Origin of the sequence: Acidocella sp. (assembly GCF_028687955.1) — a bacterium.
Taxonomy (GTDB): Bacteria; Pseudomonadota; Alphaproteobacteria; order Acetobacterales; family Acetobacteraceae; genus Acidocella.
This window is the reverse complement of the sequence record NZ_JAQTZC010000015.1, coordinates 1-12,519: the sequence shown is the minus strand read 5'-3', so window position 1 is coordinate 12,519 and position 12,519 is coordinate 1. Positions and strand designations below refer to the sequence as shown.

16 protein-coding genes and 1 tRNA gene are annotated in these 12,519 nt (G+C 62.3%); 1 reads left to right on the top strand and 16 read right to left on the bottom strand.

Annotated features, from left to right (window positions below; all coding sequences use genetic code 11):
- Positions 1 to 2 precede the first annotated feature (2 nt).
- The 15 genes from uppS to PHE40_RS03450 form a co-directional block, all read right to left on the bottom strand.
- Positions 3 to 713: a polyprenyl diphosphate synthase gene (uppS, locus tag PHE40_RS03520; RefSeq protein WP_299958076.1), complete on the bottom strand. Its 711-nt coding sequence runs from the start codon at positions 711 to 713 to the stop codon at positions 3 to 5.
- Positions 713 to 1,279, bottom strand: a complete 567-nt coding sequence (gene frr / locus PHE40_RS03515; protein WP_299958073.1) for a ribosome recycling factor — start codon at positions 1,277 to 1,279, stop codon at positions 713 to 715. Before frr ends, uppS begins: the two co-directional genes overlap by 1 nt.
- A 10-nt stretch (positions 1,280 to 1,289) precedes the next feature.
- Positions 1,290 to 2,018 (bottom strand): UMP kinase, encoded by a 729-nt coding sequence (gene pyrH / locus PHE40_RS03510; RefSeq protein WP_299958070.1) that lies wholly within the window; start codon positions 2,016 to 2,018, stop codon positions 1,290 to 1,292.
- A 93-nt stretch (positions 2,019 to 2,111) separates the two neighbouring features.
- Positions 2,112 to 3,017, bottom strand: coding sequence for a translation elongation factor Ts (gene tsf / locus PHE40_RS03505; protein ID WP_299958067.1), 906 nt, complete (start codon positions 3,015 to 3,017; stop codon positions 2,112 to 2,114).
- A 59-nt stretch (positions 3,018 to 3,076) separates the two neighbouring features.
- Positions 3,077 to 3,850, bottom strand: coding sequence for a 30S ribosomal protein S2 (gene rpsB / locus PHE40_RS03500; RefSeq protein WP_291421809.1), 774 nt, complete (start codon positions 3,848 to 3,850; stop codon positions 3,077 to 3,079).
- 223 nt (positions 3,851 to 4,073) lie between these two features.
- Positions 4,074 to 4,742, bottom strand: a complete 669-nt coding sequence (locus PHE40_RS03495; protein WP_299958063.1) for an OmpW family protein — start codon at positions 4,740 to 4,742, stop codon at positions 4,074 to 4,076.
- A 189-nt stretch (positions 4,743 to 4,931) separates the two neighbouring features.
- The gene (gene tolB / locus PHE40_RS03490; RefSeq protein ID WP_408838486.1) at positions 4,932 to 6,332 is read right to left on the bottom strand and encodes a Tol-Pal system beta propeller repeat protein TolB; all 1,401 of its coding nucleotides are present in this window, start codon (positions 6,330 to 6,332) and stop codon (positions 4,932 to 4,934) included.
- Positions 6,333 to 6,344: 12 nt separating this feature from the next.
- Entirely contained in the window at positions 6,345 to 7,298 is a 954-nt protein-coding gene (locus PHE40_RS03485) for a hypothetical protein (RefSeq protein WP_299958057.1), read from the bottom strand.
- 24 nt (positions 7,299 to 7,322) lie between these two features.
- A complete protein-coding gene (gene tolR / locus PHE40_RS03480; RefSeq protein ID WP_299958054.1) occupies positions 7,323 to 7,757 on the bottom strand; it encodes a protein TolR in 435 nt (144 codons plus the stop codon).
- Positions 7,758 to 8,474, bottom strand: coding sequence for a protein TolQ (tolQ, locus tag PHE40_RS03475; protein ID WP_299958052.1), 717 nt, complete (start codon positions 8,472 to 8,474; stop codon positions 7,758 to 7,760). It lies immediately after the preceding gene.
- A 12-nt stretch (positions 8,475 to 8,486) separates the two neighbouring features.
- Positions 8,487 to 8,882: a tol-pal system-associated acyl-CoA thioesterase gene (gene ybgC / locus PHE40_RS03470; RefSeq protein WP_299958049.1), complete on the bottom strand. Its 396-nt coding sequence runs from the start codon at positions 8,880 to 8,882 to the stop codon at positions 8,487 to 8,489.
- The gene (gene ruvB, locus PHE40_RS03465) at positions 8,879 to 9,922 is read right to left on the bottom strand and encodes a Holliday junction branch migration DNA helicase RuvB (RefSeq protein ID WP_299958046.1); all 1,044 of its coding nucleotides are present in this window, start codon (positions 9,920 to 9,922) and stop codon (positions 8,879 to 8,881) included. The genes ybgC and ruvB overlap by 4 nt, the downstream gene beginning before the upstream one ends.
- Positions 9,919 to 10,518: a Holliday junction branch migration protein RuvA gene (gene ruvA, locus PHE40_RS03460; RefSeq protein WP_299958043.1), complete on the bottom strand. Its 600-nt coding sequence runs from the start codon at positions 10,516 to 10,518 to the stop codon at positions 9,919 to 9,921. The genes ruvB and ruvA overlap by 4 nt, the downstream gene beginning before the upstream one ends.
- Complete coding sequence (gene ruvC / locus PHE40_RS03455) at positions 10,515 to 11,012, bottom strand: crossover junction endodeoxyribonuclease RuvC (RefSeq protein WP_299958041.1); 498 nt, start codon at positions 11,010 to 11,012, stop codon at positions 10,515 to 10,517. The genes ruvA and ruvC overlap by 4 nt, the downstream gene beginning before the upstream one ends.
- Positions 11,009 to 11,758, bottom strand: a complete 750-nt coding sequence (locus PHE40_RS03450) for a YebC/PmpR family DNA-binding transcriptional regulator (RefSeq protein ID WP_299958039.1) — start codon at positions 11,756 to 11,758, stop codon at positions 11,009 to 11,011. Before PHE40_RS03450 ends, ruvC begins: the two co-directional genes overlap by 4 nt.
- Before the next feature lie 94 nt (positions 11,759 to 11,852).
- Here PHE40_RS03450 and PHE40_RS03445 point away from each other — a divergent pair.
- A tRNA-Val gene (locus tag PHE40_RS03445) sits at positions 11,853 to 11,927 on the top strand.
- On the opposite strand, the gene PHE40_RS03440 is transcribed toward PHE40_RS03445, so the two are convergent.
- A partial coding sequence (locus PHE40_RS03440) for a hypothetical protein (RefSeq protein WP_299958036.1) occupies positions 11,906 to 12,519 on the bottom strand: 614 nt, incomplete at its 5' end. The two genes, PHE40_RS03445 and PHE40_RS03440, sit on opposite strands and share 22 nt — an antisense overlap.

The window sequence follows — 12,519 nt, the reverse complement described above, 5'->3', positions numbered from 1 at the left end:
GCTCAGGCCGGGCGGGCGCCAAAGCGCCTTTCCCTGGTGGCGTATTCGTCCAGGGCGGCGGCAAATGCGGCGGCGCCAAAGTCGGGCCACAACACATTAGTAAACAGTAACTCGGAATAAGCCGTCTGCCACAGCAGGAAGTTGGAAATCCGCACCTCCCCGCTGGTGCGGATCAGCAGGTCCGGGTCGGGAATGCCCTTCGTGTCAAGCAGCGCCGCGAAATTCTCCTCGGTCAGCGCCTCCGGCGCCATGCCAGAGGCAATCGCCTTGCGCGCCGCCGCCACAACATCCGCCCGCCCGCCGTATGAGAGCGCCATCACCAGCGTCAGCTTGCTGTTATTCGCGGTTCTCGCTTCGGCGGCGGTCAGCTCCGCGGTCAGGTTCGGGCCAAACCGCTCCCGCTCGCCGATGATCTTCAGGCAAACGCCCTGCGCGTGCATCTCATTCAGCTCGCTGCGCAGATAATGTTTCAGCAGAAACGTCAGATCCGCCACCTCACTCGGCGGACGCCGCCAGTTCTCGGAGGAAAACGCGAACAGCGTGAGGTAGCGCACGCCCTGGGCGATTGCCGCCTCCACGGTGCGCCGCACGGCCTTCGCCCCCTCGCGGTGGCCGGCCACGCGCGGCAACCCGCGCGTGGTGGCCCAGCGTCCATTGCCATCCATGATGATCGCCACATGCAGCGGGACCGGGCGTGCAGAAACCTCGGACATCAGACTTGGCGAATGTCCTTTTCCTTCTCCGCCAGGCTGGCGTCCAGGCGCTTGATGTACTCATCGGTCAGCTTCTGCACCTGCTCGGACCAGTCGCGCTCGTCATCCTCGCTGATCTCGTGTTTCTTCTGCAGCGCCTTAATCTGCTCCATGCCGTCACGGCGCACGCCACGCACCGCGATACGCGCGTTCTCGGCGTATTTGGCGGCGGTTTTGGCCAGCTCGTTGCGGCGCTCCTCGGTCAAAATCGGCAGCGGCACGCGCACCATCTGGCCGTCGGGCTGCGGGTTCAGCCCCAATCCGCAGTCACGGATGGCAGCCACCACGGAATTGACCATCGAGCGGTCCCAAACCTGCACGGTCAGCATCCGCGATTCCGGCACCGCAACGGTCGCCACCTGGTTGATCGGCATCATCTGCCCATACGCCTCAACCTTGATCGGATCGAACAGCGCCGGGCTGGCCCGCCCGGTGCGTAGCCCGCCGAATTCGCGCTTCAGCGCGTCCAGCGCGCCATCCATCCGGCGGGTGAGATCGGTTTTAAGCGAGGAGATATCGGCAGGCATTTGTCCGTCCTTACTGTTTCGGTTCCACGATCCGGGTGAACAGCCCCTCGCCGCGCATCACGGCGGCAAAGGCTCCCGGCGCATGGATGTTAAAGACAATGATCGGCAGCTTGTTCTCGCGCGAGAGGCTGATGGCGGAGGCATCCATCACGTTCAAATCGCGTGAAAGCACGTCCAGATACGTCAGCGTCTCAAAGCGCTCGGCATTCTTCACCTTGCGCGGGTCGGCGGAATACACGCCATCCACCTGCGTGCCCTTCAGCAGCGCGTCGCATTTCATCTCGGCCGCGCGCAGCGCCGCCGCGGTGTCGGTGGTAAAGAACGGGTTGCCCGTCCCGGCCGCGAAAATCACCACCCTACCCTTCTCCATATGCCGCTCGGCGCGGCGGCGGATATAAGGTTCGCAGACCGAGGCCATGGGAATCGCCGACTGCACCCGAGTCGGCACATCGCGCTTCTCCAGTGCTGACTGCATGGCCAGCGCGTTCATCACGGTCGCGAGCATGCCCATATAATCCGCCTGCGCCCGGTCCATGCCGCTGGCAGCGCCCGCCACTCCCCGGAAAATATTGCCCCCGCCGATCACCAGCGAAACTTCCACGCCCATCGCCACCACATCGCCGATATCGGCGGCAATGGCGTTCACCGTGTCGGTATCCAGCCCGTACTCCCGCTTGCCCATCAGGGCCTCGCCGGAGACTTTGAGCAGCACACGCTTATATTGAGGAATCGAGGTCATGGGACATCCATAGAGGAGAGCAGCTGCTAAAGAAAAGGGGCGGTCCAGGCTAATTGCCCGAACCGCCCCTGGTTAGTCCAGCCCGGAGTATACTTAAACTCCGGCGGCCGCCGCGACTTCCGCCGCGAAATCCGTGGTTTCCTTCTCAATTCCCTCACCGAGATGAAAACGCACAAAGCGGGTGATCTTCGCGCCGGCCTTCTCGACCACAGCCTTCACCTTGCTCTCGCCGTCATGCACCCAGACCTGCTCAAGCAGCACCACATCCTCGTAGAACTTCTTCACCCGGCCTTCGACCATCTTCTCAATGATGGCTTCCGGCTTGCCCGAGGCGCGCGCCTGGTCGGAGAGCACGTTCTTCTCGCGCTCCAGCGTCGCCGGGTCCACTTCGGCAATGCTCAGCGCATCCGGACGGGTGGCGGCCACATGCATGCCAATCTGGCGCCCCAGCGTCTCAATCGCCTCGCCTGCAGCCCCTTCAAGCCCGACGATCACGCCGATCTTGCCCAGCCCCGGCTTCAGCGCGCCATGGATATAAGCCGCGGCGACGCCGCCCGGCACCTCGATGACAGCCACGCGGCGCACGGTCATATTCTCGCCGATGGTAGCGACCAGGTACACGATCTCTTCCGCGACCGTGCGGCCCGTGCCGGGATAGGCGGCGGCCTTCAGGGCCTCCACATTCTCGCCGGTCACCAGCGCCAGCTTCGCCACGGTTTCAACGAACGCCTGGAACGCCTCGTTACGGGCCACGAAGTCGGTCTCGGCGTTGATCTCGACCATCGCCACCTTGCCCGGAGCCAAAGCGACGCCAACCAGACCTTCAGCCGCCACGCGGCCGGATTTTTTGGCGGCGGCGGAGAGCCCCTTCTTGCGCAGCCAATCGATCGCGCCCTGAATGTCGCCATCGCTTTCCACCAGCGCCTTCTTGCAATCCATCATGCCGGCGCCGGTCGTCTCGCGCAGGTCTTTCACCAGCGCCGCGGTAATTTCAGCCATATTTCTGCTCCTCAAATTTTTACCCGCGGCGCCAAACCGCCCCGCGGACCAAACCTAACTCAGGCGTGCGTTTCGGCTTCCGGCTCGGGCAGCGCTTCCAGAATCGGCTCGGCGGCAGCGCCAAGGTCAATTCCCGAAGAGCCCAGCTCAGCACTGATGCCATCCAGCACCGCGCCCGAGATCAGGTCGCAATACAGGGTGATGGCGCGGATCGCGTCGTCATTGCCCGGAACCGGGTAGGTCACACCCGTCGGGTCGGAATTGGAGTCGAGAATCGCGATAACCGGAATGCCAAGCTTGTTGGCTTCCTCAACCGCGAGCTTCTCCTTGTTGGTGTCGATAATGAACAGGATGTCCGGCAGGCCGCCCATATCCTTGATGCCGCCCAGCGCACGTTCCAGCTTTTCGCGGTCGCGCGTGAGGTTCAGGATTTCCTTCTTGGTCAGGCCCTGGACTTCACCAGCCAGCATCTCGTCCATCTGGCGCAGGCGCTTGATGGAGCCGGTAATGGTCTTCCAGTTGGTCAGCATACCGCCGAGCCAGCGGTGGTTCACATAATACTGGCCGCAACGCTGCGCGGATTCGGCCACATAATCAGCCGCGGCGCGCTTGGTGCCCACAAACAGCACACGCCCGCCGGCGGCGGTCACGTCGCGCACCTGCTTCAGGGCGCGTTCAAGCAGCGGCACGGTCTGCTGCAGGTCGATAATATGCACCTGGTTGCGCACGCCAAACAGGTAGGGCGCCATGCGCGGGTTCCAGCGGCGGGTATGATGCCCGAAATGGACGCCCGATTCGAGCAGATGACGCAGGGAAACTTCAGGTAATGCCATGGCAAAACTTCTCCAAAATCCGGTTAAAACCTCCGCAGGGCTGAGCCTCTCAGCACCGGACCTAAGGGAAAACCCCAGGATAAGCGCCCTGCGTGTGAATTATCGGCACCATGCCGACGCGCGCCCTATCGCAAATCACCCGCCAAAATGCAAGCCGCGCGCGCAAAAAAGGGCCGAACCTCACGGTCCAGCCCCTTCTTTTAGCTTATGCTCGCGCGCAGGCTTAGAACAGATACCCCACGCCTGCCCCCACCACGGTGGGGTCCAGCTCGGTATGCGCGCCGATCAGCCCATTATCCACATGCGTCCCGGTGACGATGAAGATCTGCTTCACATCGACATTGGCAAACCAGTTGCCGGCAATCGGCACGTCAAACCCGGCATCCAGCGCCGGGCCAACGCCCGTGGAGAGGCCGCCGAACTTGGCAATGCCCGCCGCCGCGTGCTGGTCATAAAAGAAAGCCACGGTGAGGCCAACGCCCGCATATGGACGAATGCCGTCAATCTCGGGCAAATGATACTGCAACGTCACGGTCGGCGGCAACACCCAGGCGCTGCCAACCTTGGCGTCCAGCGGGCCGGTCACCTTCACATTATGCCGGCTGGTCGCGGCAATCACCTGCACGGACCAATTCGGCGTAAAAAAGTACGACGCATCGATTTCCGGCGAAATACCGGCGCTCACGCTCACATGCTCATTGGGCACTACGGCGCCGCCAACCCGGACGGCGCTGTTCAAATCCTCAGGTATCACCCCAATCAGGCTCACATGCACCAACACGTTTCCAGCCTGGTAGCCAGTCGGCCGGCTGAAATAGCTCTGCGCCGCCGCGGGTGTAACCGTGGCCACGGCCAAAAGACCCGCCAGACCGAAGCCAAATGAAATTTTCATAATCTAGTCTCCCGGTTTGTTTACAACACACTGGGTAGGCCACAAAAAATTTCGAGAATTTGATATTAATCAAATTAGCCATGCGCTCAGAGCATGCCCAATGCGCGCACACAGGAAAAAGGGGTGCAGTGTCCCTGCCCCCTTTGGGAATGCTTTAAAATAAATTGCTTAAAATAAAACGGTGGCGCGCTACGCCAGCAACGGCCCCCATGAAGGGTCCGACGCATAAGATGGCGTCGGCACCAGCCGCTCATTAAAGCCGTCGATCCCGATGGTGACCAGCCGGGACGAATGTCCGTCAGGCGTCGGGGTCGAGCGGCAGAACATGATAACCCGGCCGTTCGGGCAGAAGGTGGACGACTCCACAAGAAAGCCCTGAGAGAGAATGCGTTCGCCCGAGCCGTCGGGCGCCATCACGCCGATGCTGAACCCGCCCACATCGCTGCCCCAGAACGTATAGCTGATCAAATCCCCGCGCGGCGACCACGAGGGCTCAGCATACCGCCCGGCGCCGAAGCTGATCCGTTTCACACCCGAACCATCGGCGTTCATCACGAAAAGTTGCTGGTTGCCGTCACGGTCAGAGTTGAAGACGATCTGCGTCCCATCCGGCGAGTAGCATGGGGTGACGTTGATGGACGAGGAGTCAGTCAACTCGACCATGTCGCCCCCGCTCAGGTTCACCTTCACGATAGCAGCCCCGCCATTGCGCGAGACCGACATCAGCAGCGAATTGCCATCCGGCGAGAAACGCGGGCCGATGGTCTGGTCGCCATATGAGCCGAGCATCCGTTGCGCGCCCGTTTGCAGGTCGAACAGATACACGCGCGGCGTATTGCTCTGGAAGCTCACGAAGGCCAGTTGCTGGCGCGTCGGGTTGTACTGCGGCGAGAGCGCCATCGAGGACCCATCGGTCAAAAACTGGTTGTTGGCGCCATCGTAATCCATCACCGCCAGGCGGCGTATCCGGCTCGTCACCGGCCCGGCCTCGGAGATATAGGCCACGCGCGAGTCAAAATAACCCTTCTCGCCGATCATCTGCTGATACACCACATCGCCGATGATATGCGCGATCCGCCGCCAGTTATCGACGGTAGTAGTATAAGCGGTGCCCTGCACCTGCCGCTGCTGCGCTACATTCCACAGCCGGAACTCCACCCGCAGCTGCCCGCCGCCCAGATCCGCCACATCGCCCGTCACCAGTGCCTGCGCGCCGAGAATGTTCCAGTTCTGCCAAACCGGCGTACCGTTGACAACGGAATTAGGCACAAAACTCGTAGGGTCTATCGGCCGGAACAACCCCGAATGGCCCAGATCATCGCTCAGCACCCCGGTGATCTGCCCGCCATATTGCGATGCGTTGCCCGATGGATCGCTAAACGGCGCGATCGCGATGGGGATCGGGGCGGTCTGCGCGCCAGAGACGTTAATCGCCGGGCCGTTATTGGCGGTGCCACCGGCCGGCGCGGCCACGGTTGCATCCCCCCCGCCGCCGAGCGCGCTCTGCGCGAAAGCCACCGGCGCCGCCGCGGCGGCCGCACCGGCGCCCAGAACGCCACGGCGGGAAATGAGCGGAAGATTAAAACGCATCATGAGTACCTCTTACGGCGTGAAATTGAACAGGAAGGTCTGGTCTTTACCCAGCATATACGAGGGCAGCGGCAGCGTTGCGCATTGCACGTTCATCACGGCGTTAATGGCATCATTGGCAAAAGCGGCGAAAATAGGGTCGCCCAGCTTGCTCTGGTCCTGCGGCGCCACCACGGCCATGCGCACCGTGCCGGTGGGGTCGGTCGTCACCATCAGGTTCACACTGAAGCTGGAAAGCCCAGGCGCCCCGGCATCCACGTTCCAGCAAGGCCGCACATGGTTGCCAATCGCCGAGCGGTCCGCCCCAGTCAGCCCGGAATTGGCCGTGCTCTGCTTGCTGCCGCCGCCGTTGGGCGCTCCGCCCTGGTCAGGGTTATAAACATGCGTCGGCGGCTGCTTCTGCTGCTGCAACGCCTGCAATTTCAGCAACGTGTTCAACACGCTCTTGCTCAACGGCGCCGGGGTCTTCACCACATTCTGCTGGTGCATCGGGCTTTGCGCCGGGGCCGGCGGTTGCGGCAACGGCGGCAACGGCAGCTTGGGCTGCACCACGGTGCTCGTGGTGGGCTTGGGCGGCGTGGGCGGCGGTGGCGGCAGCGGGGCCGCGTTGGGGCTCAACGTGGGCGGCGGCGGCGGCGGCGCGGGTGCGGGCGGCTTTGGCGTCGGCTGCTGGTTGGGCGAAGGCGGCGGCGGTGGCGGCGGCGGCGGCGGCGCCTCAAGGGGCTGCGGCTTGGGCTGCTTCACCGCCAGGGCGGATTTGTTCACCGTCGGCGTATTGGCCGGTGCCGCCACCTTGCCGGCCTGCATCGCCTCCTGCGGCGCGGACGGGCCAATCAGATCGACACTCACGCTCTCATCAGCCGTGGACTCAAGCTTCATCGGCGGCAGCGAGATAATCGCCACCAGCACAATAGCCAGATGAATCCCAAATGAGATCAGCGCGCTGCGGCGCATATCCCGTTCCAAAATGCTATTCCCTCTCCGTCCGGGCTACTTGCCCGCCCCAGGCTGCTGGGCGAGCAGGGCAACTTTCGTAAATCCGCCTTGCGTGATGGTCGCCATCACCTGCAGCATGTCGCCGTAGCTCACATCCTTGTCCCCGCGCACGAACACCCGCTCGCCAGGGTTGTTCTGCGAGATCTGCTGCAACGTCGCCACCAGCCCGGCCAGCTGCACCTGCGAGTTCTGCAGAAAAATCTGCCCCTGCGCATTCACGGTAATGGTGATCGGCTTGGAATCATTGCTGGCCGCCTTGGCGTTGGCCTGCGGCAGATTGACATTAACCGACGAGGTGATCATCGGCGCCGTCACCATGAACACGATCAGCAGCACCAGCATCACGTCCACCAGCGGGGTGACGTTGATCTCCGCCATCGCTTTGTAGCGCCGCCGGCCATTGCCGCCGCCGATCATGCCCCCTGCCATTTACTTGCGCTCCTCGGCCTGGCGCGAGAGGATGGCGGAAAACTCCGAGCCAAACCCCTCCAGCCGCGAAGCAAAACGCGAAAGATCATTGCTGATCTTGTTATACGCCAGCACCGCCGGAATGGCGGCCACAAGCCCCATCGCGGTCGCGAACAGCGCCTCGGCGATGCCCGGCGCCACCACGGCCAGATCGGTATTATGCATCGCGGCAATCGCCGAGAACGAGTGCATGATGCCCCAAACCGTGCCGAACAGCCCCACAAACGGCGCGGTCGCGCCCACCGAGGCCAGGAAGATCATCCAGCGCTCCAGCCGGTCCATCTCGCGCATGATGGTCACGTTCATCGCGCGGTCAATCCGCTCCTTCACCGCGGTGTTCACCACATCCAGCCCAGCAATACGCACGCTGCGCTTCCATTCGCTCATCGCGGCGCCGAACACGGCGGCAATCGGGTGCGCCGGATCGGCGCCCTCGCTGTTGTAGAGATCATCCAGGCTGCCGCCCGACCAGAACGAATCCTCAAACGCGTTCGCCTCTCGGGTGACCCGGCGCATGGTAATGGTTTTCTCGATGATGATCGTCCAGACCCAAACGCTGGCCAGCAGCAAAATCAGCATCACCAGCTGCACGACAATATCGGCCTGCGTGAACAACCCCCATAGCGACAGATTCGATGCAGGCGCTGCCAATGCCGCCGTGTTCACCGTTTGATCCAAAATACTATCCCCTTATGCCCTTAATTTTCTCGCCCAATCGGCCGGTATCCGCGCGGCTCTGCCGTCGGACACGCGGATGCAACCCAGGCCAAGCTCCAGCACGGCCAGCGAGTCGCTGTCTCGCCAGAAATGTTGAAGTAGTGTTACCGATGCGCCGCCAACCTCGTGAAACACGGTCTCGACCCTGATCACATCCTCCAGCCTCGCCGGGCGCTGATAATGCAAATTAACGCGCCGCACCACAAACATAACGCCATATTCGGCCACCATTTGCGCATGCGGGGTGCCACGCTCGCGCAGAGCCTCGGTCCGCGCCCGCTCCGCGAAGGCCAGATAATTGGCGTGATACACAATGCCGCCCGCATCCGTGTCCTGATAATACACGCGCAGCTCGTAGGAATGCTTCAAATCTCGTCACCACCCAATAAATCAGGCTGATCGGGGCGATTCTGCGGCGGCTTCAGGCCCAGATGCCGCCATCCCGCCTCACCCAGCATCCGCCCCCGGCTGGTGCGCAGCAAAAACCCTTCCTGGATGAGATAAGGCTCCACGACATCCTCCAGCGTGTCGCGCGCCTCCGCCAGCGCGGCGGCCAGCGTCTCCACCCCCACCGGCCCGCCGCCATGGTGCTCGGCCAAGCGCCGCAAATAGCGAATATCCATGGCATCCAGCCCCACATGGTCCACATCCAGCCGGCTCAGCGCCGCATCGGCCACGTCACGGTCAATCACCTTCGCCCCCGCCACCAGCGCGAAATCGCGTATCCGCCGCGTCAGCCTTCCTGCCACACGCGGCGTCCCGCGCGCGCGCCTGGCAATCTCGCCCGCCCCCTCGCGTGTCAGATTCATCTCCAATTTCTCCGCCAGCCGGGAGATGATTCGCGTCAACTCCTCGGCGGTGTAGAATATCAGCCGCAGCGGAATGCCAAAACGGTCCCGCAAGGGGGTCGCCAGCAGGCCCGAGCGCGTGGTGGCGCCCACCAGGGTGAACGGCGGCAGATCAATGCGCACCGTGCGCGCCCCCGGCCCCTCGCCGATAATCAGATCGAGCTGAAAATCCTCCATCGCCGGATAGAGTATCTCCTCGATCGCCGGCTGCAACCGGTGAATCTCATCGATGAACAACACGTCACGCGGTTGCAAATTAGTCAAAATCGCCGCCAGATCGCCAGCCTTCTGGATGACCGGGCCGGAGGTCGCGCGAAAGCCCACCCCCAGCTCGCGCGAGACGATCTGGGCCAAAGTGGTTTTGCCCAATCCGGGCGGGCCGTGCAGCAATACATGATCAAGCGCCTCACCACGGGATTTCGCGGCGGCGATAAATACCTTTAAATTCTCGCGGCTGGCTTTCTGCCCGGTGAAATCTTCGAGAGATTGCGGCCGCAGCGCGATCTCCCCCGCATCATCGGCCAGCCGCTCGCCCGAGGTGATCCGCTCCTCGTCGCTCATTTCGCCAGCGCCTTCAACCCGGCGCGAATCAGCACATCCAGCGCCGCCCCCTCGCCATGCTCCTCGGCCGCCCGCGCCAGCGCCGCCTCAGCCTCCGCCCGCCGGTAGCCCAGGTTGGTGAGCGCCGAGAGCGCGTCAGCGGCATTGCCTCTCATAACAGGCCCTGCCGCGAGCACCACGCCGCCCCCGCCCGGCATTCCCCCCGCTTTCTCGCGCAATTCCGTACAAATCCGTATCGCCAGCTTCGGCCCCACGCCGGGCGTGCGCGTCAGCGTCGCCTTGTCCCCGGTGGCGATCGCCGCGATCAGCTGGTCCGGCGAGAGCGCCGAGAGCAGCGCCAGCGCCACCTTCGCCCCCACGCCCTGCACCGTGGTGAGCAGCCGGAACCACTCGCGCTCAGCCGAAGTGCCAAACCCATAAAGCGCGATCGCATCCTCGCGCACCTGCGTCTCTATCAGCAGGCTCGCCACCCCCGCGTCCGGCAGCGCCCCCAGCGTGCGCGACGAGCAAAACACCAGATACCCCACGCCCCCCACATCCACGATGCAGCGCCCGTCCTCAATCCCCTCCACAATGCCGCGCAGCCGGGCGATCATGCCGGCACCCTCCAGGCCGCATGGCTGGCGCGGTGGTGCGCGTGGCAAATCGCTACCGCCAGCGCGTCCGCCGCATCCGCGCGCTTGCTCACCGCGCCGGGCAACAGGCGGCGCACCATCAGCCCCACCTGGTCCTTATCCGCGTTCCCGGTGCCCACCACCGCCATTTTCACCGTCTTCGCGCCATATTCAAACACCGGAATCCCCACCCTTGCAGGCGCCAGCAACGCGACTCCGCGCGCATAACCAAGCTTTAACGTCGCGGTGGCATTGCGGTTCACATATGTCTCTTCCACCGCCGCCTCATCCGGCGCGTAGCGGTGCAGAATTTCCGCCAGCTCCGCATCCAGCGCCCGCAGCCGCAACGGCACATCCGCAATATCCGCCGTAGAAATCACCCCATCGGCGACATGACGCAGCCGGTTCCCCTCGGACTCCACAATCCCCCAGCCCGTAAACCTCAGGCCCGGATCGATGCCGAGGATACGGGTCAAGCGGAGAGTTTCGCCAGCACCTCTTCGGGCACCTCAAAATTGGCGTAAACATTCTGGACATCGTCATCGTCTTCCAGAACATCGAGCAATTTGAGCACCGAGGCGGCTTTGTCCTCGTCCAGCGTCACGGTCACGTTGGGTTGCCACTCCACCCCCGCCTCGGCGGGATCACCGAATTTCGCCACCAGCGCATCGCGCACGGCGAAGAAATTCTCGATCGTGGTCTGCACCTCGTGGCCATCCTCATCTGACACCACCTCATCGGCCCCCGCCTCGATGGCAGCTTCCAGCATTTCATCAGCCGAGGCGGTGGCCGCCGGATAGCGAATCGCAGCCAAGCGGTTGAACATAAAGGAAACCGAGTTGGTCTCGCCCAGCGCCCCGCCGGATTTGTTGAACGCGGCGCGGATGACGGAGGCCGTGCGGTTGCGGTTATCCGTCAACGCCTCCACGATAACCGCCACCCCCGCCGGGCCATAACCCTCGTAGCGCACCGATTCGTATTGCTCCTGCGCCCCGGCGCCCGTCGCTTTTTTAATCGCGCGGTCGATAGCATCGCGCGTCATATTCTGCTTCAGCGCGGCGCCAATGCCCGCGCGCAGACGCGGGTTGGAAACCGGGTCGGGCAACCCCTCCTTCGCCGCCACGGTGATCTCACGAATGAGTTTCGCATAAATGCGCGCGCGCTTGGCGTCCTGCGCACCCTTGCGGTGCATGATGTTTTTTGCGTGTGAATGTCCAGCCATTTGTCCCGTTTAGCAGCCTCCGCGCCGCACCGGAAGAAGGGGCCCCCCGGCGCCTTGACAGGCACCGTCGCCCCGTCCTATCCCCTGCCCCACCGGGCGCGTAGCTCAGCGGTAGAGCATTCGCTTCACACGCGAAGGGTCACAGGTTCAATCCCTGTCGCGCCCACCATTTTTCCAGTCCAGGAAAGCAGCAGCTTTTTGAAAAAAGCTGCACCAAAAACTTTTGATTTTCTGGGAGCATAGGTTTTGCTGACCCCTCTTGGAAAGGTCATCCAGCTTTAAAAATGGTTCAAATTTTTCTGTTAAGACCGGCAAAATCTCGAAAAGCGTTCCCAAATTTTGAATTTTTTCCACCTCAAGCTGACCAAACATATCCGCTGGAATATCTTTTTTTCCTCGATGCCTGCCCTCTTCCGTATACATTCTAAATACGGTGTCCTTGAGATTTAGCAGATATTGCTTCATTTCAGAGTTTAATATGAATGAACTCTGCTGAAACGCCACAACTGCTTGATCCCAAGCTCTAAAAATTGCATCCCCATCTTTCCCCTCGAGATATGAACTGATCATATTTACAAAGGCCCAATAAATTGCAAAACGACGGTCATAAAGATCATGCCGCAGTTTTTCTTTTGAAACCCGGGTCTGATCGCGTGCATTACGGATGCCAAAAAACGTGAGCGCCAACGCAAATAACGGCAAACCAAGCGCCTGGGCATACATAGCCCAAAGAGGAAGAGACTGTTGTGTGGATTGTAACA

Excerpts from the sequence above, each read along its gene's own strand:
- uppS (WP_299958076.1), bottom strand. The coding sequence starts at position 713 with ATGTCCGAGGTTTCTGCACGCCCGGTCCCGCTGCATGTGGCGATCATC.
- frr (WP_299958073.1), bottom strand. The coding sequence starts at position 1,279 with ATGCCTGCCGATATCTCCTCGCTTAAAACCGATCTCACCCGCCGGATG.
- pyrH (WP_299958070.1), bottom strand. The coding sequence starts at position 2,018 with ATGACCTCGATTCCTCAATATAAGCGTGTGCTGCTCAAAGTCTCCGGC.
- tsf (WP_299958067.1), bottom strand. The coding sequence starts at position 3,017 with ATGGCTGAAATTACCGCGGCGCTGGTGAAAGACCTGCGCGAGACGACC.
- rpsB (WP_291421809.1), bottom strand. The coding sequence starts at position 3,850 with ATGGCATTACCTGAAGTTTCCCTGCGTCATCTGCTCGAATCGGGCGTC.
- PHE40_RS03495 (WP_299958063.1), bottom strand. The coding sequence starts at position 4,742 with ATGAAAATTTCATTTGGCTTCGGTCTGGCGGGTCTTTTGGCCGTGGCC.
- tolB (WP_408838486.1), bottom strand. The coding sequence starts at position 6,332 with ATGCGTTTTAATCTTCCGCTCATTTCCCGCCGTGGCGTTCTGGGCGCC.
- tolR (WP_299958054.1), bottom strand. The coding sequence starts at position 7,757 with ATGGCAGGGGGCATGATCGGCGGCGGCAATGGCCGGCGGCGCTACAAA.
- ruvB (WP_299958046.1), bottom strand. The coding sequence starts at position 9,922 with ATGAGCGACGAGGAGCGGATCACCTCGGGCGAGCGGCTGGCCGATGAT.
- ruvA (WP_299958043.1), bottom strand. The coding sequence starts at position 10,518 with ATGATCGCCCGGCTGCGCGGCATTGTGGAGGGGATTGAGGACGGGCGC.
- PHE40_RS03450 (WP_299958039.1), bottom strand. The coding sequence starts at position 11,758 with ATGGCTGGACATTCACACGCAAAAAACATCATGCACCGCAAGGGTGCG.